The 19,428-nt window shown below is 71.8% G+C and carries 21 protein-coding genes; 6 read left to right on the top strand and 15 right to left on the bottom strand.

The features are described 5' to 3' along the window. Positions 1-204: 204 nt before the first annotated feature. Positions 205-864: an SCO3374 family protein gene (locus AB5J50_RS28400; RefSeq protein ID WP_369261072.1), complete on the top strand. Its 660-nt coding sequence runs from the start codon at positions 205-207 to the stop codon at positions 862-864. Here the strand turns inward: AB5J50_RS28400 and AB5J50_RS28395 are convergent. From AB5J50_RS28395 to AB5J50_RS28350, 10 genes are all read right to left on the bottom strand, one after another. Then, positions 843-1,178 carry an Lsr2 family protein gene (locus tag AB5J50_RS28395; protein WP_327430632.1) on the bottom strand — a complete coding sequence of 112 codons (336 nt, stop codon included), beginning with the start codon at positions 1,176-1,178 and terminating at the stop codon, positions 843-845. The genes AB5J50_RS28400 and AB5J50_RS28395 overlap by 22 nt on opposite strands. 225 nt (positions 1,179-1,403) lie before the next feature. Then, the gene (locus AB5J50_RS28390; RefSeq protein ID WP_327430631.1) at positions 1,404-1,973 is read right to left on the bottom strand and encodes an amino-acid N-acetyltransferase; all 570 of its coding nucleotides are present in this window, start codon (positions 1,971-1,973) and stop codon (positions 1,404-1,406) included. 9 nt (positions 1,974-1,982) lie between these two features. After that, positions 1,983-2,435, bottom strand: a complete 453-nt coding sequence (locus AB5J50_RS28385) for a BlaI/MecI/CopY family transcriptional regulator (protein ID WP_327430630.1) — start codon at positions 2,433-2,435, stop codon at positions 1,983-1,985. Between the two features lie 96 nt (positions 2,436-2,531). Continuing rightward, the gene (locus tag AB5J50_RS28380; protein WP_327430629.1) at positions 2,532-2,717 is read right to left on the bottom strand and encodes a hypothetical protein; all 186 of its coding nucleotides are present in this window, start codon (positions 2,715-2,717) and stop codon (positions 2,532-2,534) included. Between the two features lie 13 nt (positions 2,718-2,730). Further along, positions 2,731-3,345: a hypothetical protein gene (locus tag AB5J50_RS28375; protein ID WP_369265534.1), complete on the bottom strand. Its 615-nt coding sequence runs from the start codon at positions 3,343-3,345 to the stop codon at positions 2,731-2,733. Positions 3,346-3,598: 253 nt separating this feature from the next. Further along, positions 3,599-4,396 (bottom strand): type III pantothenate kinase, encoded by a 798-nt coding sequence (locus tag AB5J50_RS28370; RefSeq protein WP_327430628.1) that lies wholly within the window; start codon positions 4,394-4,396, stop codon positions 3,599-3,601. 5 nt (positions 4,397-4,401) lie between these two features. Next, positions 4,402-5,394 (bottom strand): carboxylating nicotinate-nucleotide diphosphorylase, encoded by a 993-nt coding sequence (gene nadC / locus AB5J50_RS28365; protein ID WP_369261071.1) that lies wholly within the window; start codon positions 5,392-5,394, stop codon positions 4,402-4,404. A gap of 5 nt (positions 5,395-5,399) precedes the next feature. After that, entirely contained in the window at positions 5,400-7,199 is a 1,800-nt protein-coding gene (locus AB5J50_RS28360; protein ID WP_369261070.1) for an L-aspartate oxidase, read from the bottom strand. Next, on the bottom strand, positions 7,196-8,188 hold the full coding sequence (panC, locus tag AB5J50_RS28355; RefSeq protein ID WP_369261069.1) for a pantoate--beta-alanine ligase: 993 nt from the start codon (positions 8,186-8,188) through the stop codon (positions 7,196-7,198). The genes AB5J50_RS28360 and panC overlap by 4 nt, the downstream gene beginning before the upstream one ends. Continuing rightward, a complete protein-coding gene (locus tag AB5J50_RS28350) occupies positions 8,185-9,117 on the bottom strand; it encodes a Rossmann-like and DUF2520 domain-containing protein (RefSeq protein WP_369261068.1) in 933 nt (310 codons plus the stop codon). The genes panC and AB5J50_RS28350 overlap by 4 nt, the downstream gene beginning before the upstream one ends. A 172-nt stretch (positions 9,118-9,289) precedes the next feature. Between AB5J50_RS28350 and AB5J50_RS28345 the strand changes: the two genes are divergently transcribed. Beyond that, a complete protein-coding gene (locus tag AB5J50_RS28345; protein ID WP_369261067.1) occupies positions 9,290-10,522 on the top strand; it encodes a low specificity L-threonine aldolase in 1,233 nt (410 codons plus the stop codon). An 89-nt stretch (positions 10,523-10,611) separates the two neighbouring features. On the opposite strand, the gene AB5J50_RS28340 is transcribed toward AB5J50_RS28345, so the two are convergent. After that, positions 10,612-10,827 (bottom strand): hypothetical protein, encoded by a 216-nt coding sequence (locus tag AB5J50_RS28340; RefSeq protein WP_369261066.1) that lies wholly within the window; start codon positions 10,825-10,827, stop codon positions 10,612-10,614. A 174-nt stretch (positions 10,828-11,001) separates the two neighbouring features. Between AB5J50_RS28340 and AB5J50_RS28335 the strand changes: the two genes are divergently transcribed. Further along, positions 11,002-12,108: a DUF5937 family protein gene (locus AB5J50_RS28335; protein WP_369261065.1), complete on the top strand. Its 1,107-nt coding sequence runs from the start codon at positions 11,002-11,004 to the stop codon at positions 12,106-12,108. Positions 12,109-12,141: 33 nt separating this feature from the next. On the opposite strand, the gene AB5J50_RS28330 is transcribed toward AB5J50_RS28335, so the two are convergent. The 3 genes from AB5J50_RS28330 to AB5J50_RS28320 all read right to left on the bottom strand — a co-directional run bounded on the left by AB5J50_RS28330 (position 12,142) and on the right by AB5J50_RS28320 (position 14,876). After that, the gene (locus tag AB5J50_RS28330; protein WP_327430620.1) at positions 12,142-12,774 is read right to left on the bottom strand and encodes an AAA family ATPase; all 633 of its coding nucleotides are present in this window, start codon (positions 12,772-12,774) and stop codon (positions 12,142-12,144) included. Between the two features lie 155 nt (positions 12,775-12,929). Further along, positions 12,930-13,601 carry a response regulator transcription factor gene (locus AB5J50_RS28325; RefSeq protein WP_327430619.1) on the bottom strand — a complete coding sequence of 224 codons (672 nt, stop codon included), beginning with the start codon at positions 13,599-13,601 and terminating at the stop codon, positions 12,930-12,932. Positions 13,602-13,670: 69 nt separating this feature from the next. Then, positions 13,671-14,876, bottom strand: coding sequence for a histidine kinase (locus tag AB5J50_RS28320; RefSeq protein ID WP_369261064.1), 1,206 nt, complete (start codon positions 14,874-14,876; stop codon positions 13,671-13,673). 118 nt (positions 14,877-14,994) lie between these two features. Between AB5J50_RS28320 and AB5J50_RS28315 the strand changes: the two genes are divergently transcribed. Next, on the top strand, positions 14,995-16,230 hold the full coding sequence (locus AB5J50_RS28315) for an SAM-dependent methyltransferase (protein ID WP_369261063.1): 1,236 nt from the start codon (positions 14,995-14,997) through the stop codon (positions 16,228-16,230). Here AB5J50_RS28315 and AB5J50_RS28310 read toward each other — a convergent pair. Further along, the gene (locus AB5J50_RS28310; RefSeq protein ID WP_327430615.1) at positions 16,195-17,346 is read right to left on the bottom strand and encodes an NADH-quinone oxidoreductase subunit D; all 1,152 of its coding nucleotides are present in this window, start codon (positions 17,344-17,346) and stop codon (positions 16,195-16,197) included. The genes AB5J50_RS28315 and AB5J50_RS28310 overlap by 36 nt on opposite strands. 31 nt (positions 17,347-17,377) lie before the next feature. Here AB5J50_RS28310 and AB5J50_RS28305 point away from each other — a divergent pair, with 31 nt between their 5' ends. Together AB5J50_RS28305 and AB5J50_RS28300 are read left to right on the top strand one after the other, a co-directional pair. Beyond that, a complete protein-coding gene (locus tag AB5J50_RS28305) occupies positions 17,378-17,881 on the top strand; it encodes a PH domain-containing protein (RefSeq protein WP_369261062.1) in 504 nt (167 codons plus the stop codon). Positions 17,882-18,000: 119 nt separating this feature from the next. Then, positions 18,001-19,290, top strand: coding sequence for a PH domain-containing protein (locus AB5J50_RS28300; RefSeq protein WP_369265533.1), 1,290 nt, complete (start codon positions 18,001-18,003; stop codon positions 19,288-19,290). Positions 19,291-19,428: the final 138 nt, after the last annotated feature.

The following is a 19,428-nucleotide window of genomic DNA, read 5'->3' as shown; positions in this document are numbered from 1 at the left end:
CCCGATCCACGCGTGTCGCCCCTCCCACTAGGGATGTCTTACCCGTACGCACTGACACTCCATGCGGCGCGCACCGGTTCCCTCCGCTATGGGCGAACATCCTTGCGCCGCCGAACACTCCCGAGCGCCCCCATTTCCGGCACTCTGCGCATTCACCGGAACACTCAGCGTAACTCCGGGGCCCTTCCGGCGGTTGCTCCTGGCATGGTTCCCACGGTTCCCCTCCCGCGTCGGCCGCTCGGCCCGGTCGATCCGGTGCAGCGGTGGTACGAGAACGAACTGGGCTGGGCGACAGTGCCCGGGTCGCCGGTACGGCTGATCACGGGCCTGCGCTTCGACGTCCTGGAGGTGCCGGCGGAGGCGGGATTCGCGGCGCTGCGGCATCTGGGGCCCGCCTCTCCGGTGGCGCTGCACGGAGAGCGGATGCGGCTTCTCGTGGCCGCGGGCAGCGCGGACGAGCTGCCGGGGCTGCTCGACTGGCTGGAGTGGGGCGCGCTCTCGCTGGACCTCACGGCGATCGGCGCGGGCGGGAGCATCGAGGCTCCACCGCCACCCGGAATCGAGGCTCCACTGCCCCAGGGAATCGAGGCTTCACTGCCGCCCGGCAGGGAACTTCCACCGGGAAGGGAAACACCGGTGGAAACACAGACGGGCTCGCGAGGGGCCGCCGTCTGGCTGCGGCCCCCGGAGCCTGGCTGCGAGGTCGAGCCGACACTGCCGACGCTGTCGGCGCTGGGCGGCGGAGCGGTCGGAGGGGGCGGTGGGGGCGCCCCCGATCTCGTACGACTCGTGGAAACGATGGCAACGCAGTGCCATCGGGTAAGGCTGCGGCGCGTGTGCGCTCAGCCGTTGGCCTTCTCGTAGGCCTCACGAATGGTCGCGGGAACTCGGCCACGGTCATTGACCTCGAAGCCGTTCTCCTTCGCCCAAGCGCGGATCTGCGCGGTGTCCTGGCTGCCACCGGAAGCGACGCGCGCCTTTCCGCGTCCGCCCGAAGCACGGCCTCCGGTACGACGACCACCCTTGACGTAGGCCTCGAGAAGGCCACGGAGCTTGTCCGCATTGGCGGTCGTGAGATCGATTTCGTACGTCTTGCCGTCCAGCGCGAACGTCACGGTCTCGTCCGCCTCGCCACCGTCGAGGTCGTCGACAAGAAGGACCTGAACCTTCTGTGCCACCGGATTTCCTTTCATCGATAACTTCAGGGCCGGGGGCCTGCGGCGTCCGCCGTTTCGCCGTCCCCTGTTATATGCAGTACTGCAGTACGTCGGAAAGCAAACCGCTTTTGCTGGAAAAACACAAACCCCTGGGGGAGACTCACAGGGCACTGGCAGACCGGAAACATGCGCGTTTCGGACATAGAGACCCTGGGCAAGGCAGTCCGCCGGAATAGTTGTCGGCGATCACAGATGCAGAAGCATCCGACTGTTGCCCAAGGTGTTCGGTTTCACTCGTTCGAGACCGAGGAACTCTGCCACGCCCTCGTCATAGGAACGCAGGAGCTCCGCGTAGACATCGGTGTCGACGGGTGTCTCGCCGATCTCCACGAAGCCGTGCTTCGCGAAGAAGTCCACTTCGAAGGTCAGACAGAAAACTCGTCGAACGCCGAGCCAGCGGGCGGTCTGCAGCAACTTCTCCAGCAACTGATGACCGACACCGAGGCCCTTGACCGCGGGGTTCACCGCGAGAGTGCGGACTTCCGCGAGGTCTTCCCACATCACGTGCAGCGCACCACAGCCGACCACCTCGGCGTTGTCGTCGCGTTCGGCGACCCAGAACTCCTGGATGTCCTCGTAAAGCGTCACCGTCGCTTTGTCGAGCAGGATGCGGCGCCGCACGTTCGCGTCAAGGAGGCGGCGTACGGCCGCGACATCGCTGGTCCTGGCCCGCCGGACGGTGATGGCTTTTGCGGCGGCTTCGGGATGCTGTGCCGGAAGCTCTGCTGGAAGCTCCGCGGGATGCTCTGCTGGCATGAGCGGACGCTATCGCCCGCCGTCGCCCTCAGTGGCGGCGGGGTTCTCGTCCGCCGGGTTCCGGGCCGGGTTCTCCGCCGGGTTCTCGGGCGCGGGGGTTTCCGGTCCCGCGACCATACGCACGGCATCGCGCAGGGCTTCGCGCTGTTCCGGGGACATCATGCCGAAGAAGGCGACGAGAGCGGCGGCGGGGTTGTCACTCTGTGACCAGGCATCGTTCATCAGTGCGGCTGCGTAGGCGGCGCGTGTGGAGACCGCCTCATATCGATAGGCCCGGCCTTCCGCTTCACGGCGTACCCAGCCCTTCTGATGGAGATTGTCCAAAACGGTCATCACCGTGGTGTAGGCGATGGACCGTTCCTGCTGAAGATCTTCCAGGACTTCTCGAACGGTCACCGGGCGGTTCCACTTCCACACCCGCGTCATGACCGCGTCTTCGAGTTCTCCCAATGGGCGAGGCACAGTTCAGAACAATAGTGGGAGATCGGCAACAAAAAGGGCGTACGACTCGAAAAACGTATGAGTCGTACGCCGGTGAGCTTCCGTGCGGTGCGGGAATCAGCCCTTGGTGTGCTGGTCCCGGGGGGTCTGGCGGGCGCTCTCCGCGCGCGCGAGGGCCGCGTCGACGAACGCGTCCTCCTTGGCCTTGTTGGCCCCGCCCTGGGTCTTCACGATCGTCACGATCAGCCCGATGAAGAACACGGCCATCACTACGGGGGGCACGAGCGCGGAGACATAGTCCATGCGTCCAGGGTAACTACCCCGCCGCGAGCTGTTGAGGGGGGTTCGCCGGAGGCGGTGCGGGCTTGCGCTTCGGCGGGAAGACCTCGCCCGGCGTGGGGATGGGCCGGTCCGGGCGCGGGGTCTTCACCGGGGACTGCGGCTGCGGCTTCGGTCCCGTCGCGGGCCTGTCCACGGGCTTCCTGGCGGGTTCCTCGGAGGCCCGGCCTCCGGGGATGGCCAGCAGCCGCGTGCGGGACTGCGAGACCACGGAGGCCGCACGGCCCGCCAGGCGGGTGCGTACGTCCTGCTCGGCGAGGGTCCGGCAGCGGTCCAGGAGGGCTGCCGCGGCGGGATTGCCGCGCAGGGCGCGGAGTGCGGCGAGGTCGTCGGGGTCCGGCCGGTAGCCGGCGCCCAGCGCCTCCTCCAGGAGGACCAGGTAGCCGCCGGCGGTGCCCGGCAGCGCGGCTCGGTAGCGGGCGAGGTCGGCCAGCAGGAAGGCCCGGAGCCTGGCTCCCTCCCGGGTCGCCTCGTCGACGGACTCGGCGAGACGGAGGCAGTCCTGGACGTCCTCTGCGCGGGCGGGGCGGGGGTGCAGGGCGAGGGCGAGAGCGCGGCGGAGCACACGCAGCTCCTCCGCACCGAACGCCATGCCGCCGCGGGATCCGTATGGCGTGGGCATGCGCCGACGATACGCGCTAATCAGACAAAATCCGTCATACCGGGTGGGTGTGGCGTGGTGCGCCCCCCGCGCCCCTAAAAGGGGCGCGGGGAACGGCGCGAGCAACCCCCACCGTCCCGCAGCCGCATTCAGGGGCGCGGGGAACGGCGCAATCTTTTAAGCGGGGGTCTGGGGGCGCAGCCCCCAGGGATGGGACGGGTAGGGGCGGCGGGGGCGAGCATCCCTACGTACGGGACACGTTGCGCTCGTACACCAGCCGGAGGCCGATCAACGTGAGCCATGGCTCGTGTTCGTCGATTTCGGACGCCTCGCCGAGAACCATGGGAGCCAAGCCCCCCGTGGCGATGACGGTGACGTCGTCGGGGTCGTCGGCGAGTTCGCGCGCCATCCGGCTGACGACTCCGTCGACCTGCCCTGCGAAGCCGTACACGATGCCGGCCTGCATGGCCTCGACGGTGTTCTTGCCGATCACCGCCCGCGGCCGCGCCAACTCGATCTTGCGCAGCTGGGCACCCCGCACACCGAGTGCCTCCACGGAGATCTCGATACCCGGAGCGATGACACCACCCGTGTACTCGCCCCGCGCCGACACCGCGTCGAACGTCGTCGCCGTACCGAAGTCGACGACGATGGCCGGCCCCCCGTAGAGCTCGACGGCGGCCACCGCGTTGATGATCCGGTCGGCGCCGACCTCCTTGGGGTTGTCCATCAGGATCGGTACGCCGGTCTTGATGCCGGGTTCGACCAGTACGGCGGGGACATCGCCGTAGTACCGCCGAGTGACCTCGCGCAGCTCGTGCAGGACGGACGGAACCGTCGAGCAGATGGCGATGCCGTCGATGCCGTCGCCGAGTTCCTCACCGAGCAGCGGGTGCATGCCCATGAGGCCCTGGAGGAGCACGGCGAGCTCGTCGGCGGTGCGACGGGCGTCCGTGGAGATGCGCCAGTGCTCGACGATCTCCTCGCCGTCGAAGAGGCCGAGGACGGTGTGCGTGTTGCCGACGTCGATCGTGAGGAGCATCTGCCCTACTCCGCCTCGTCCGTCGACGCCTCGCGCAGGTCGAGGCCGATGTCCAGGATCGGCGAGGAGTGCGTGAGGGCGCCCACCGCCAGGTAGTCGACGCCCGTCCTGGCGTACGCCTCGGCGTTGGCGAGGGTGAGGCGGCCCGAGGCCTCCAGGAGGGCGCGGCCGGCGACGAGGGCGACGGCCTCCTCGCACTCGACGGGCGTGAAGTTGTCCAGAAGGATCAGGTCGGCGCCCGCGTCCACGACCTCGCGCAGCTGGTGCAGGGTGTCGACCTCGACCTCGATCGGGACCTCCGGGAAGGCCTCCCGTACGGCCTTGAAGGCCTGCGCCACGCCGCCCGCGGCGACCACGTGGTTGTCCTTCACCAGAGCCGCGTCCGAGAGCGACATGCGGTGGTTGACGCCGCCGCCGCAGCGCACCGCGAACTTCTCCAGGGCGCGCAGACCCGGCGTCGTCTTGCGGGTGTCGCGCACGCGGGCCTTGGTGCCCTCCAGGGCGTCCGCCCACGCGCGCGTGGCGGTCGCGATGCCGGACAGGCGGCACAGGAGGTTCAGCGCGCTGCGTTCGGCCGTCAGGAGGTCGCGGGTGCGGGTCGTGACGCTGAGGAGCTTCTGGCCCTCCTCGACGCGGTCGCCGTCTTCGACGTGCCGCTCCACGGCGAACTCGTCGGTGCAGACCACGGAGATGACCGCCTCGGCGACCCGCAGACCCGCGACGACGCCGGCGTCCCGGGCGGTGAAGTCGGCGGTGGAGACGGCGTCCTCGGGGATGGTCGCGACGGTTGTCACGTCCACGCCGTGGTCGAGGTCCTCCTGGATGGCCACGTTCGCGATGTCCTCGACCTCAAGGGGGTCGAGACCGGCGTCGGCGAGGAGCTGGGCGAGCGCGGGGTCGAGGCCGCACTCCAGGTACGCCTCGTCCATGTCGGCGCCGCAGCCGCAGCCGTCGCCGCAGCCGCCGCTCTGGGCGAGGGGAAGGTCGGGGGTGCTCACTGCTGTCACTGCTCCTGAGGAAGGGGCGCCGGCTGGGGCATGGGGGTCCCCCCTGCTCGATCGAAGTCGAGCGCCTGGGGGAGGGTCGGGGGGAAGTCTGCGGTGTCCGTGGTGTGTACGGCCAGCGTCCGGTCGGGATTCAGCCGTACGACGATGTGGCGGCGCCAGTCCGTGTCGTCCCGGTCGGCGTGGTCCTCGCGCCAGTGGCAGCCGCGGGTCTCCTCGCGCAGCCGGGCGGCGGCGACCAGGACGCGGGCCACGCACAGGAGGTTGGTGGCCTCCCAGGTGTCGACTCCGGGTTCGGAGGTCTTGCCGTTCTCGTCGAGGGCGTCGCGGGCGTCCGCGTGGAGCTGCTGGAGGCGGTCGGCGGCCTGGGTGAGGGAATCGGCCGAGCGCAGGACGCCCGCGCCGTCCGTCATGATCCGCTGGATCGCGAACCGGGCTTCCGGGGCGAGCAGCGGGTGTGCGGGCTTCTCGGGGTGCGGGACCGGTTCCGGCACGCGCGCGTGGAGGCCGTTTTCCGAGCGGCTGTCCGCGATGTCGGCCGCGATGCGCTCGGCGTAGACCAGGCCCTCCAGGAGGGAGTTCGAGGCGAGCCGGTTGGCGCCGTGGACGCCGGTGCAGGCGACCTCGCCGCACGCGTACAGGCCCGGCACCGTGGTGCGGCCCCGCGCGTCCGTACGGACGCCTCCGGAGGCGTAGTGGGCGGCCGGGGCGACCGGGACGGGCTCGGTGACCGGGTCGATGCCGTGCGTGCGGCAGGCGGCCAGGATCGTCGGGAAGCGGTGCTCCCACATGTCGGCGCCGAAGTGCCGGGCGTCGAGGAACATGTGCTCCGCGTCCTGCTCCTGCATGCGGCGCATGATGCCCTTGGCGACGATGTCCCGGGGCGCCAGCTCGGCCAGCTCGTGCTGCCCGGTCATGAAGCGCACGCCGTCCGCGTCGACCAGGTGGGCGCCCTCGCCGCGTACCGCCTCGGAGACCAGCGGCTGCTGGCCCTCCGCGTCCGGGCCGAGGAACAGCACGGTCGGATGGAACTGCACGAATTCGAGGTCACTGATCTCGGCCCCGGCGCGCAGGGCGAGCGCCACTCCGTCGCCGGTGGAGACCGACGGATTGGTGGTGGCGGAGAAGACCTGGCCCATGCCGCCGGTCGCGAGGACCACGGCGGGGGCGTGCACGGCTCCCACGCCGTCGTGCTGGCCCTCTCCCATGACGTGCAGGGTCACACCCGCCGTACGGCCGTCGGCGTCCGTGAGAAGGTCCAGGACGAGCGCGTTCTCGACCGTACGCAGCCCACGCGCGCGTACCGCCTCGACAAGCGCCCGGGAGATCTCCGCGCCGGTCGCGTCGCCGCCCGCGTGCGCGATGCGCCGGCGGTGGTGGCCGCCCTCGCGGGTCAGTTCCAGGTCGCCCTCGGCCGACTCGTCGAAGTGCGCGCCGGTCTCGATGAGACGGCGTACGGCGTCGGGGCCCTCGGTGACCAGGATGCGTACGGCGTCCTCGTCGCACAGGCCCGCGCCCGCCACGAGGGTGTCGTCGAGGTGCTGTTCGGGGGTGTCGCCCTCGCCGAGGGCCGCGGCGATGCCGCCCTGCGCCCAGCGCGTGGAGCCGTCGTCGAGGCGGGCCTTGGTGACCACGACGGTCTTCAGGCCGGCGGCCTCGCAGCGCAGGGCCGCGGTGAGTCCGGCGACTCCGGAGCCGACGACCACGACGTCGGCGGTGAGGGCCCAGCCTGGGGCGGGCGCGTGCAGTCGTATGCCGGTACCAGTACCTGTACCTGGACCTGTGCCTTTGCCGGTCACGAGGCGGCTCCGAAGGTGAGGGGGATGTTGTCGATCAGCCGGGTCGTCCCGACCCGGGCGGCGACGGCGAGGACCGCCTCGCCGGTGAAGTCGTCCGCGATCTCGGTGAAGTCGGACGGATCGACCAGCGCCAGGTAGTCCAGGACCAGCGGCGGCTGGAGGCGGGCGGCCTCGTCCAGGACGAGACGTGCGGCGGCGCGGACGCCGGAGTGTTCGCCGGGGACGGCCTTGGCGACGGCGTGCGCGTCGGCCGCCGCGCGGGACTCGCCGATCGCGCTGAGCGCCTCGGCACGCGCACGCGTGGCGGGCACTTCGCGGGCACGCGCGCGCAGGGCCTCCTGGGCGGCGTGCCGGTCGCGGCCCGCGAACAGGGCCTGCGAGAGGGCGAGCGCGGTGCGCCGCTCCTCGGGCGAGAGGTAGCGGTTGCGGCTGGAGAGGGCGAGCCCGTCCTCCTCGCGCACGGTGGGCACGCCGACGATCTCCACGCCGAAGTTCAGGTCGCGCACCATGCGGCGGATCAGGGCGAGCTGCTGGGCGTCCTTCTGCCCGTACAGCGCCACGTCGGGCCGGGTGAGGTGCAGCAGCTTGGCGACGACGGTGAGCATCCCGTCGAAGTGGCCGGGGCGCACGGCACCCTCCAGACGCTCGCCCATGGGGCCCGCACTGATGCGGACCTGGGGCTCGCCGCCGGGGTAGACCTCGTCCACTGCGGGGGCGAACACGACGTCCGCGCCCGCCAGTTCGGCGATCTTGAGGTCGGCGTCGAGGGTGCGCGGGTAGCGGTCGAGGTCCTCGCCCTTGCCGAACTGGAGCGGGTTCACGAAGACGGTGACGACCACTTCGCCCTGGTCTCCGGCGATCTCGCGGGCGGCGCGGACCAGCGTGGCGTGGCCCTCGTGGAGGGCTCCCATGGTCATCACGACGGCTCGGCGGCCCGCGCGGGCGCGCGCGTGCAGCTCGTCGGCGGTGCGCAGCAGGGCGGTGGTCATCGGTCGCTCCCGTCGTCCGGCAGGGCCGCGCCGTTGGCGAGTACCCCGAGAAGGTCCTCGGCGAGTTCCGGCTTGAGCAGTCCGTGGGCGAGCGCGCGGTCGGCGGTGGCGCGGGCCATCGCGAGATAGCCCGCGACGGTCTGCGGGGCGTGCTTGCGCAGCTCGGCGACGTGCGCGGCGACCGTGCCCGCGTCCCCGCGCGCGACGGGCCCGGTGAGGGCCGCGTCGCCCGACCTGAGGGCGTTGTCCAGGGCGGCGCCGAGCAGCGGGCCCAGCATCCGGTCGGGGGCCTCCACGCCCGCGGCGCGCAGCAGCTCCATGGACTCGGCGACCAGGGTCACCAGGTGGTTGGCGCCGAGCGCGAGGGCCGCGTGGTAGAGCGGCCGGCTCTCCTCGGCGATCCACTCGGGCTCGCCGCCCATCTCGATCACCAGGGCCTCGGCGGCCAGCCGCAGCTCCTCGGGCGCGGTGACCCCGAAGGAGCATCCGGCCAGCCGCTGGACGTCCACAGGGGTGCCGGTGAACGTCATCGCGGGGTGCAGCGCGAGGGGCAGTGCGCCCGCCCGGAGCGCCGGGTCGAGCACCCGCGCGCCGTACCGCCCGGAGGTGTGCACGAGCAGTTGTCCCGGCCGTACGGCGCCCGTCTCGGCCAGTCCCTCGACGAGCCCGGGCAGGGCGTCGTCCGGGACGGTCAGCAGCACCAGCTCCGCGCGCTCCAGGACCTGCGCCGGGGACATCAGCGGCACGTCGGGCAGCAGCTGGGCGGCCCGCCGCTTAGACGCGTCGGAGACCCCGGAGACGGCCACCGGGCGGTGCCCGGCGAGCTGGAGGGCCGCGGCGAGCGCGGGGCCGACACGGCCGGCGCCGACAACGCCGACGGCGAGCCGCGCGGGGCGGTCCTTGGGGTCTGGCTGTGGGAATGTACTCACTCGACGGCGGCCTTCCGTTCCAGTCCGCTCGGGGTACCGGACGATTTCTCGTCATGTTAACGCGATCGGTTCGAGGGCCGTTTCGTTGTCCACAGGCTGTGGGTTTCCACGGGCCGCGGGGGGCACGGAAATGCGGGTGCCCGAGCAGCCCGGCTCAAGGGATGATCCCGGGATGAGCGATACGGCGGAGCAGCACGAAGAGCGGACCGGGGCACCCTCGGCGGATCAGGGCCAAGGGCCGGGCGATGGGCTGGGTGAAGGGCCGGGCGAGGCGCCCTCGGCCGAGCAGCGGCGGGAGCGGCGGACGGCCGCCTACCGGGGAGCTGAGCGCCTCCTGTCGCGCCCCGGGCACAGGGCCACGCTCCGTGAGCGGCTGGCGGACCTGGACGCGGCGGGAGACCTGTACGACCTGGACGAACCCGTGGACATCTACGGGAACCGGATAGTCGAAGCCCTGGAGGAGCGGGTCGCCGGACTGCTGGGCATGGAGGCCGCCGCCTTCTTCCCCACCGGCACGATGGCCCAGCAGGTGGCGCTGCGCTGCTGGGCGGGCCGCACCGGCAACACGACCGTCGCCCTGCACGGGCTGAGCCACCCCGAGGTGCACGAACGCAACGCTCTCAGCACGGTCAGCGGGCTGCGCCCGGTCCGTGTGACGAATGAGCCCCGGCTGCCGACCGCCGACGAGGTCCGGGACTTCGAAGAGCCCTTCGGGGCGCTGATGCTCGAACTGCCCCTGAGGGACGCCGGTTTCGTGCTGCCCTCCTGGGAGGAGCTCTCCGAGGTCGTGGCAGCCGCCCGGGAACGCGACGCGGTGGTCCACTTCGACGGGGCACGCCTGTGGGACTGCACCCCGCACTTCGGCCGTCCCCTGGACGAGATCGCCGGACTCGCGGACAGCGTCTACGTGTCGTTCTACAAGTCGCTCAACGGGTACAGCGGCGCGGCACTCGCCGGCCCCAGGACGCTCATCGACGAGGCCAAGACCTGGCGCCACCGGTACGGCGGCATGGTCGCCCACCAGTTCCCGGCGGTGCTGTCGGCGCTGGCCGGACTGGAGCGTGAGCTGCCCCGGCTGCCCGAGTACGTGGCCCACGCGCGCGTGGTCGCCACAGCCCTGCGCGAGGGGTTCGCCGCGGCCGGGGTGCCCTGGGCCCGCGTACACCCCGAGGAGCCGCACACCCACGAGTTCCAGGTCTGGCTTCCGTACGACGCCGCCGTGCTGGAGGAAGCGGCGACGGCGCAGGCCGAGGAGACCAAGACCTTCCTGTTCGCCAACCCCTGGGGCAGCCCCGGGCCGGGCCTGGCGTTCACCGAGGTCTCCGTACGCTCCGCCGGGCTGGAGTGGACGGCCCACGACGTCAGGGCGGCCGTCGCGGACTTCGTGGCACGGCTGCCGCACTGACGGCTCCGCCCCGCAAGGCCCGGCCCGGGTCGGCCCGCGTCGGATTGACCCGGCCCGGCTCGGGTCGGGTCGGCAGCCCGCGGCGCCGCTCAGCAGCTCGCGTGGCGCCGCCCGTGCAGCCACCGGCCCAGGGCCTCCCGTATCCGCCCGTGGGCCGGGCGCCCCGCCACGACCGCACGGAACTGCCGGTAGTCGCGCAGCTCGCGCGCGACCTGCCAGTCGTGGCTGCCGGGTGCCGGAGGCGCGGGCTCGCCGTGCTGCCGGGCCCGGTAGCTGTCGAGGAGGTACTGCTGGGTGATGCTCATGGCGGATCGCCTCCAGGGACGAGGGATGGGATCCGAAGGCGACGCTGTGGACGTGGAGGGTGCCCCGGCCGTTGGTCATCCCAGATTGCGCCTGCTCACGGCGCTTGTCGCCCCGATTGACGGCCGATGTCAATCGGCGGCGGCGTTGTCAGTGGCGGGGTGCACCATGGGGTCATGAGCGTGCACATCGACATCAACGGCCTGCGACGGGAGCGCATCGCCGTCGTGCCGTCGCCGCTGGCCGAGCTCGGAATGGCACTGCACGCTCTGGCCGAGCCCGGGCACCACCCCGGACTGCAGGGCTGGGCGACCGGAGTGACCGCCCGGCTCGACCCGCATCTCGCGGACCGGATGTGCGAGGCGGACTTCTTGTGGCGTACGACGTTCTCGGACCTGTTTCTGGCCTGCGCGGGCATCCCGGGCGGGACCACACTGCCGGGCGCGACACTCGCCGAGGACCTGGATCTGCTGGACAAGCTCACCGACGAGCAGTTCGTGGACGCGGCCCTGGAGTTCACGTGCGCGCTGGCGTACGGCTCGCACGAACCCGGTGCGCTCTCCGACCCCGAGGTGCGCCGGCGTGCCGTGGACCTGGCCGCCTCCCGCGGGCCGCAGCAGACGCGGTTCACCGAGCGGCTGCTGGAGGATCCGCCGAGCGTGCGGGCCTGGCTGCGGCAGTTCCTGGAGGACTGCGACGAGGCCTTCTTCGCCGAGACCTGGTCCCGTCTGCGCCACCAGCTCGCCGCGGAGGCCCGCCACAAGACGGATCTGCTCCGGCACAAGAGCCTGACCGAGGCACTGACCTCCGTGTCCGCCGCGGTGTCGCTGGACGAGACTGCCGGGCGGCTCACGATCGACAAGCTCACCGACGGCCACACCTTCACGGCGGACGGCGGCCTGCTCCTCGTCCCCACCAGCCTCGGCTGGCCGCACCTGATGGTGCTGCACCGGCCCGGCTGGCAGCCGGTGCTGCACTACCCCATCGGCTCCCCCGAGCTCGCCGCCCCGCCCTCCGTCGAGCAGCTCACCCTGCGGATGGCCGCGCTGTCCCACCCGGTCCGGATGCGCATCTGCCGTCATCTGGCCCGCAGCGCGTACACCACGGGTGAGCTGGCGCAGATGCACGGGATGACGGCTCCTGAGATATCCCGGCATCTGAGCGTGCTCAAGAAGGCGGGCCTGATCACCACCAGGCGCCGCGGGCGGTATGTGCTGCACCAGCTGGACGTCACTGTGGTGGCCCGGCTGGGCAGCGACTTCCTTGAGGGCATCCTGCGCTAGGTCCTGTCGGCCCAGCGCCTCTCCGCGCGCCCGTCAGTCGAACCGGATGTGCCGTGCGCTCGTCCACGCCCTCCGCAGCCGCCCTCGCACCAGCCCGTCCCGGTTCGGCGTGAGCGTCAGCCCCGCCAGTACGGCGATCCGGTCCGCGGTCTTGGCGACCGTCGCGTGGTCGGTCCACAGGTGCTCGGCGAACTCCGGCTCGCGCAGCCGCTCCAGGCAGTGGTCGAGTTGCTGCACCGCCCAGCTCTCGCGCCGCAGCGGGGCGTCCTTGCCGGCGACGTACTGCATGAGGTGTCCGAAGCCACGCTCACGCAGCCGCTTCAGTACGGTCTCGCGTTCGGCGAGGAGTGCGAAGTGCCGTACGTCGTGGCCCAGTTCGCTCAGCCGCCCGACGGTCTCCTCGAAGTAGCGGGGATTGGTGACCGTCATGGGGGCGATGACCACGCCGTCGTGCTTGCTGAGGGCGAGGTCGAGCACCTCGACCACGCCCTGCCGCCAGGACGTCAAGTCCTGGAAGTCTCCGCGCAGTTCGGGCGGCAGCATGCGGCGCAGGCCGAAGCCGGCGTGTTCCGGGTCGCAGACGACGCTGCCGGGCAGCCGTCGCTGGATCTCGTGTGCGGTCTGTGTCTTGCCACCCCCGAAGGGGCCGTTGATCCACAGGAGCATGCGCAGACCCTAGTGGGCGCTGGTTACGCCACGGTCACGCCCCCGCACAACGCTGCACGCCCCGCGCAACTTCACGCGCCCCTAAGCAACTTCATGCGCCTTGTGCGCCCGCGCGCCGCCCACGCGCCCGCGCCCGCTTCCGCTCCCACGCTTGGTCAGCCGTGCCCGCCCGCGCGGACCAGCCCGGTCTCGTACGCGAGCACGACCACCTGCACCCGGTCCCGCAGTCCCAGCTTGGTCAGGATGCGCCCGACGTGGGTCTTCACGGTCGCCTCGGACAGGACGAGGCGCGCCGCGATCTCCCCGTTCGACAGCCCCTGCGCGACCAGCACCATGACCTCGCGCTCACGGTCGGTGAGCCGCTCCAGCCCCTGATGCCGGGGCTCCTTGCCGGCATTGGGCAGCATCGGCGCGAAGCGGTCCAGCAGGCGCCGGGTGGTGGAGGGTGCGACCACGGCGTCACCGCTGTGCACGGAGCGGATGGCGGCGAGCAGCTCGCCGGGCGGCACGTCCTTGAGCATGAAGCCGGAGGCGCCCGCCTTCAGCCCGGAGAAGGCGTACTCGTCGAGGTCGAAGGTGGTCAGGATCAGCACCTTCGGGGGGTTCGGTTCCGAGCAGATGCGGCGCGTGGTCTCCACGCCGTCCAGCTTCGGCATGCGTACGTCCATCAGCACCACGTCGACCGCGGTGGCGCGCAGCACCTGGAGGGCCTCGACGCCGTCGCCCGCCTCGGCCACGACCTCCATGTCCGGCTGGGCGTCGAGCACCATCCGGAAACCGGTGCGCAGCAGCACCTGGTCGTCGACCAGCATGACTCGGATCGCCATCGGGGTCCTCTTCCGTCTCTCTCAAAGTCAAAAGGCGTTAAAAGTAATCAAAAGGTGTCGTTACAGGTGTCAGTGGGCGGGCTTGAGCGGGAGCAGGGCGCTGATGCGGAAGCCTCCACCGGGCCGCGGCCCCGCGTCCAGGGTGCCGCCGACCATGCCGACGCGCTCCCGCATGCCGATCAGGCCGTGGCCCTGCCCGTCGGCGCCCCCCTCCTCGTACAGCTCGTGGGGCGCGCCCTTGCCGTCGTCCTCGACCAGCAGTCCGAGGCCGTCGTCGAAGTAGACCAGGCGCACGCTCGCGCCGGCGTTCGCTCCCCCGTGCTTGCGCGTGTTGGTGAGCGCTTCCTGCACGATCCGGTACGCCGTGAGTTCTACGCCACTGGGGAGGGGGCGCGGGGTGCCCTCCACCTTGAAGTCGACGGGAAGGCCCGAGGTGCGGCACTGCTCGATGAGGTCGTCGAGCTGCTCGACGTCGGGCTGCGGCACGTACTCGCCGCTCTCCTGGTGCTCGCCGGTGCGCAGGACGCCGAGCAGGCGGCGCATCTCGGCGAGGGCCTGGCGACCGGTTCCGGAGATGGTCTCCAGGGCCTTCTTGGCCTGGTCGGGGGCGGCGTCCATGACGTAGGCGGCGCCGTCGGCCTGGACCACCATCACCGAGACGTTGTGCGCGACGACGTCGTGCAGCTCGCGCGCGATCCGGGCGCGCTCGGCGGCGACCGCGACCTTGGCCTGCGCCTCGCGCTCCTTCTCCAGACGGGCGGCGCGCTCCTCCAGCTGGGCGAGGTAGGCACGGCGGGTGCGGATGGAGTCGCCGAGCACCCAGGCGAGCGCGAAGGGCACCGTCTGGAAGACCACTATCAGGACGGCGCCGAGCGGGCCCTGATCCCTCACGGGCCAGCGGAGCTGCCCGACGGTCGCCGCGCAGAGGCCGCCGATCAGCCCCAGGCGCGATGCCCAGCGGTCGCCGTCCGCGGCGACGGTGTAGATGATCACCAACATCGCGAAGTCCGCGGGCGCCGTCGGGACATCCAGGACCACCTGCGCGAAGCCTGCCGCTGCGGCCAGGACCAGCATCTTCTCGGGCATGAGGCGGCGCAGCGCGACGACCGCACTCAGCACGACGGCGATCGGAAGCGCCGCGGCAAGCGACGCTTGCTGGTCCGCGGCGCCGTTGACATTGGTGAGGCTCACGCCGGAGATCCCGAGCAGGACGACGGCCCAGAAGCTGTCGACCCACGTCGGGTGCCTGCGGAGAAAGTCGTAGAGGCGCTGCACGTAACCCAGAGTAGGGAAGCGTCCAGTGTGCAGGGGTCAACCGGAGGATCGATCCGCGACCGGCGCTCGTACTCCCCAAGGTGGAGGGCCCCCTCTCCCTGACGCTTAGCCTGGCCCGGTGAGACGTGAGGCGACGGATGAGTGGCGGGGCTGGCGCGAGGCGACCGAAGAGGCGCTGTACGGGCCCTCCGGCTTCTACCGCAGGCCCGAGGGGCCCGCGGGCCACTTCCGGACCTCGGTGCACGCCTCGCCCCTCTTCGCGCAGGCCGTGGCCCGGCTGCTGTGCCGCGTCGACGAGGCGCTCGGCCACCCCGCCTCGCTCGCCTTCGTCGACATGGCGGCGGGCCGCGGCGAGCTGGTGACCGGCGTCCTCACCGCGCTTCCCGCCGAAGTGGGCTCCCGCGCGCGCGGGTACGCCGTCGAACGCGCCGACCGCCCCGCCGGCCTTGATCACCGGATCGAGTGGCTCGCCGAGCCTCCTGAGGGGATCACCGGGCTGCTGTTCGCCAACGAGTGGCTGGACAACGTGCCGGTGGATGTCGCCGAGGTGGACGCGGACGGGGTGGTACGGCTGGTTCTCGTACGGGCGGAGGACGGGACCGAACGCCTCGGGGATCCCATCGAGGGGGCGGACGCCGAGTGGCTGCGGCGCTGGTGGCCGCTGGCCGGTGCGCCGTCCGCGGGCGCGCTGCCGCAAGGAGCGCGCCCGCCGTCCGAAGAGGCGCGCGCTCTCCCCGAAGGCGCCCGCACGTTGCGCGAGGGAGGCCGCGCGTTGTACGAGGGAGGCCGCGCGCCCTCCGATGAAGCGGCCACGCTCCCCGAAGAAGTGCACGCGCCGCCCTCCGCGGGAGCCCGCGCCGAGATCGGGCACCCCCGGGACGCCGCCTGGGCCTCCGCCGCGTCCACCCTCGACCGGGGTCTCGCCGTCGCCGTCGACTACGCGCACTTCGCCGCCGGCCGACCCCCCTTCGGCACGCTCACCGGCTTCCGGGAGGGGCGGGAGACGATGCCGGTGCCGGACGGGTCGTGCGACATCACCGCGCACGTCGCACTGGACGCGTGCAGGCTGCCCGGGGGGCGCGTGATGACGCAGCGCGCCGCGTTGCGCGCGCTGGGCGTGAGCGGTGCACGCCCCCCGCTCGCGCTCGCCTCGACAGACCCCACCGCCTACGTGCGCGCCCTCGCGAGCGCCGGCGCCGCCGCCGAGCTCACCGCGCCCGGTGGCCTCGGCGACTTCGGCTGGCTGCTCCAGCCCGTTGGATTTCCGGACCCGCTCCACGACGGCCCGGCCGACGAAAGCGCCCCTCTACGGAGAGCGCTACTTGTCGATGTCGCCGACCACGAAGAACAGTGATCCCAGGATCGCCACCATGTCCGCGACCAGTGTGCCCGGCAGCAGTTCGGTGAGCGCCTGGATGTTGTTGAACGAGGCCGAGCGCAGCTTCAGCCGGTACGGGGTCTTCTCGCCCTTGCTGACCAGGTAGTAGCCATTGATGCCGAGAGGGTTCTCGGTCCAGGCGTACGTGTGACCCTCGGGCGCCTTCAGGACCTTGGGGAGGCGCTGGTTGATCGGCCCGGGCGGCAGCTCGGCGAGCCGGTCGAGGCAGGCGTCCGCGAGGTCGAGCGAGTTGTGGGTCTGCTCCAGGAGGCACTCGAAGCGGGCCAGGCAGTCACCCTCCTGCCGGGTGACGACCTTGAGGGTGTCCTGAAGCTCCCCGTAGGCGAGGTACGGCTCGTCGCGGCGCAGGTCGAAGTCGACACCGGAGGCGCGCGCGATCGGCCCGCTCACGCCGTAGGCGTGCACGGTCTCCGGCGCGAGCGCCCCCACGCCCCGCGTGCGCCCCCTGAAGATCTCGTTGCCGAGCACCAGGTCGTCGTACACGCCCAGCCGCGAGCGCAGGGCCGCGACGGAGGCACGCGCGCGTGAGGTCCATCCGGCGGGAAGGTCCTCCTTGAGGCCGCCGACCCGGTTGAACATGTAGTGCATGCGCCCGCCGGAGATCTCCTCCATGACGTGCTGGAGTTCCTCGCGCTCCGTGAAGGCGTAGAAGATCGGGGTGATCCCGCCCAGCTCCAGGGGGTACGAGCCCAGGAACATCAGGTGGTTCAGAACGCGGTTGAGCTCCGCGAGCAGCGTGCGCATCCACACCGCGCGCTCGGGGACCTCCATGCCGAGCATCCGCTCCACGGCGAGGACCACGCCCAGCTCGTTCGAGAAGGCCGACAGCCAGTCATGGCGGTTGGCGAGCATGATGATCTGGCGGTAGTCGCGCGCCTCGAAGAGCTTCTCCGCGCCGCGGTGCATATAGCCGATGACCGGCTCCGCGTGCTGGATCCGCTCGCCGTCGAGCACGAGCCGCAGCCGCAGCACGCCGTGCGTGGACGGGTGCTGGGGCCCGATGTTGAGCACCATGTCGGTGCTCTCCGCGGCGCCGCCGATACCGACCATGGTCTCCGTCGTAGGAGTCATGGGGACAGTGTCTCGTACGTACGCTTGCCACATGGAGACGGGGAGCATGGAAAGTACCGGAAACACGGCGGCGGAGCCGGTCTGGACCGGACTGCCCCCGGGGCTGCTGCGGATGCGGCGGCTGTTGCTGGTGGTGTGGCTGGGGCTGCTGACGCTCGTCGTGGGGCTGCTGCTCGGGCTGCTCGCGGGCCCTGCCTGGGCGGCCTTCGCCCTGCTGCCGCTCGCCCTGATGGTCTGGGGCCTGCACCTGCTGGGGCGCAACTGGCGCTCCTGGCGGTACGCCGAGCGCGCGGACGACCTGCTGATCAGCCGGGGTGTGCTGTGGCGCGAGGAGACCGTGGTGCCGTACGGGCGGATGCAGCTGGTCGAGGTGACCTCCGGGCCCGTCGAGCGGCACTTCGGGCTCGCGAGCGTGCAGCTGCACACGGCGGCCGCGGCGACCGACGCGTGCATCCCGGGCCTCGACCCGGCCGAGGCCGAGCGGCTGCGGGACCGGCTGACCGAGCTGGGCGAGGCACGATCGGCGGGGCTGTGAGCACGGCTCCCCCGGGCTCTTCGGGTACGCCCGTGCCGCGCGGTTCGTCCGGCACGACGGCCGCACCGGGCGCCGCGGCCGCGGAGGACGCCGAGGCCGCCGTACGGGAGGGGAAAGCCCTGGTCGAACGGCGGCTGCACCCCGTGACCCCGTTCCGGCGCGCCTGGGCGCCCGTCGCCGTGATCGCCGGATGGGCCGTGCACGACCCCACCCAGGCGCAGGAGCAGCTGACCAGGCTCACGACTACCGCGCTGCTCATCGGGCTCGCCGTGTTCCTCCCTGGTGCCGCCCTCTACGGCTTTCTGAGCTGGTGGTTCACGCACTTCGCGGTGACCGACACCGAACTGCGCATCCGCACCGGCCTGTTCTTCCGCCGCACCGCGCACATCCGGCTCGACCGGCTCCAGGCCGTCGACGTCACCCAGCCGCTGCTGGCCCGCGTCGCGGGCGTCACCAAGCTGAAACTCGACGTCATCGGGACGGACAAGAAGGACGAACTGGCGTACTTGGGTGAGGGTGAGGCCCGCGCGCTGCGCGCCGAACTCCTGGCCCGCGCGGCCGGTTTCGCACCGGAGACGGCGCACGAGGTCGGCGAGGCGCCGGTACGGCAGCTGCTGCACGTCCCCGCGCGCATGCTGGCCGTTTCCCTGGTGCTCACCGGCGCCACCTGGAGCTCGCTGGCCGCCGCGCTCGTCGTACCGCCGCTGCTGTGGTTCGCCACCCACAGCGTGTGGACGGTCCTCGCGTCCGGCGTGCCGCTGCTCGGCGCGGCGGGTGCGAGCAGTGTGGGGCCGTTCGTCAGCGAGTACGACTGGACGGTGGGCGAATCGCCGGACGGGCTCCGCATCGACCACGGGCTCCTCGACCGTACGCATGAGACGGTGCCGCCCGGGCGCGTGCAGACCGTACGGATCGTCGAACCGCTGCTGTGGCGGCGGCGCGGATGGGTGCGCGTCGAGCTGGACGTGGCCGGGTCGTCGAACTCCGTGCTCGTACCCGTCGCTCCGCGCGAGGCCGCCGAGTCGGTGATCGCCGGGGTGCTGCCAGGGGTGACGGTGCCGTCGCCGTCGTCCTTGAACCGGCCGCCTCGACGGGCCGGCTGGTGCATGCCGTTCCGGTGGCGGGGGTACGGGCTCGCCGTCACCGACACCGTCTTCGCGGCGCGCCACGGACTGCTGCGCCGCAGCCTCTCACTCGTGCCGCACGCGAAGGTCCAGAGCGTACGGCTGACGCAGGGGCCGTGGGAACGCTTCAAGGGGGTTGCCGACGTCCACGTCGACACGGGGGCCAACAAGACGGTGACGGCGCGACTGCGGGATGCCGAAGAGGCGGCGGCGCTTCTTCAGGCACAGGCCGACCGGTCGCGTACCGGGCGGCGGGAGGCTCCGCCGGATCGATGGATGGCGTGAGGGCGCGCACAGGGGGCGTGCGGGCGTGCAATAGGGCGTACGAAGCATGAGAGCGCGCGCGGGGTGTGCAGGCACATCCAGGGGCGCGAGAGCGCGGGCAGGAGCGCGAGAGCGCCGATAACGGCGTGAGGGCAGTGG

Source organism: Streptomyces sp. R35, from assembly GCF_041053035.1.
In the GTDB taxonomy this organism is placed as follows: Bacteria; Actinomycetota; Actinomycetes; order Streptomycetales; family Streptomycetaceae; genus Streptomyces; species Streptomyces lutosisoli.
The sequence above is the reverse complement of the archived record's forward strand: the minus strand, read 5'-3'. Positions and strand labels throughout refer to the sequence as shown.

Coding starts and splice junctions, on each gene's coding strand:
- AB5J50_RS28335 (WP_369261065.1), top strand. CDS start 11,002: ATGAGCGTGCACATCGACATCAACGGCCTGCGACGGGAGCGCATCGCC.
- AB5J50_RS28370 (WP_327430628.1), bottom strand. CDS start 4,396: ATGCTCCTCACGATCGACGTCGGCAACACGCACACCGTCCTCGGCCTC.
- AB5J50_RS28340 (WP_369261066.1), bottom strand. CDS start 10,827: ATGAGCATCACCCAGCAGTACCTCCTCGACAGCTACCGGGCCCGGCAG.
- AB5J50_RS28305 (WP_369261062.1), top strand. CDS start 17,378: ATGGAGACGGGGAGCATGGAAAGTACCGGAAACACGGCGGCGGAGCCG.
- AB5J50_RS28330 (WP_327430620.1), bottom strand. CDS start 12,774: ATGCTCCTGTGGATCAACGGCCCCTTCGGGGGTGGCAAGACACAGACC.
- AB5J50_RS28380 (WP_327430629.1), bottom strand. CDS start 2,717: ATGGACTATGTCTCCGCGCTCGTGCCCCCCGTAGTGATGGCCGTGTTC.
- AB5J50_RS28325 (WP_327430619.1), bottom strand. CDS start 13,601: ATGGCGATCCGAGTCATGCTGGTCGACGACCAGGTGCTGCTGCGCACC.
- AB5J50_RS28310 (WP_327430615.1), bottom strand. CDS start 17,346: ATGACTCCTACGACGGAGACCATGGTCGGTATCGGCGGCGCCGCGGAG.
- AB5J50_RS28345 (WP_369261067.1), top strand. CDS start 9,290: ATGAGCGATACGGCGGAGCAGCACGAAGAGCGGACCGGGGCACCCTCG.
- panC (WP_369261069.1), bottom strand. CDS start 8,188: ATGACCACCGCCCTGCTGCGCACCGCCGACGAGCTGCACGCGCGCGCC.
- AB5J50_RS28400 (WP_369261072.1), top strand. CDS start 205: ATGGTTCCCACGGTTCCCCTCCCGCGTCGGCCGCTCGGCCCGGTCGAT.
- AB5J50_RS28375 (WP_369265534.1), bottom strand. CDS start 3,345: ATGGCGTTCGGTGCGGAGGAGCTGCGTGTGCTCCGCCGCGCTCTCGCC.
- AB5J50_RS28390 (WP_327430631.1), bottom strand. CDS start 1,973: ATGCCAGCAGAGCATCCCGCGGAGCTTCCAGCAGAGCTTCCGGCACAG.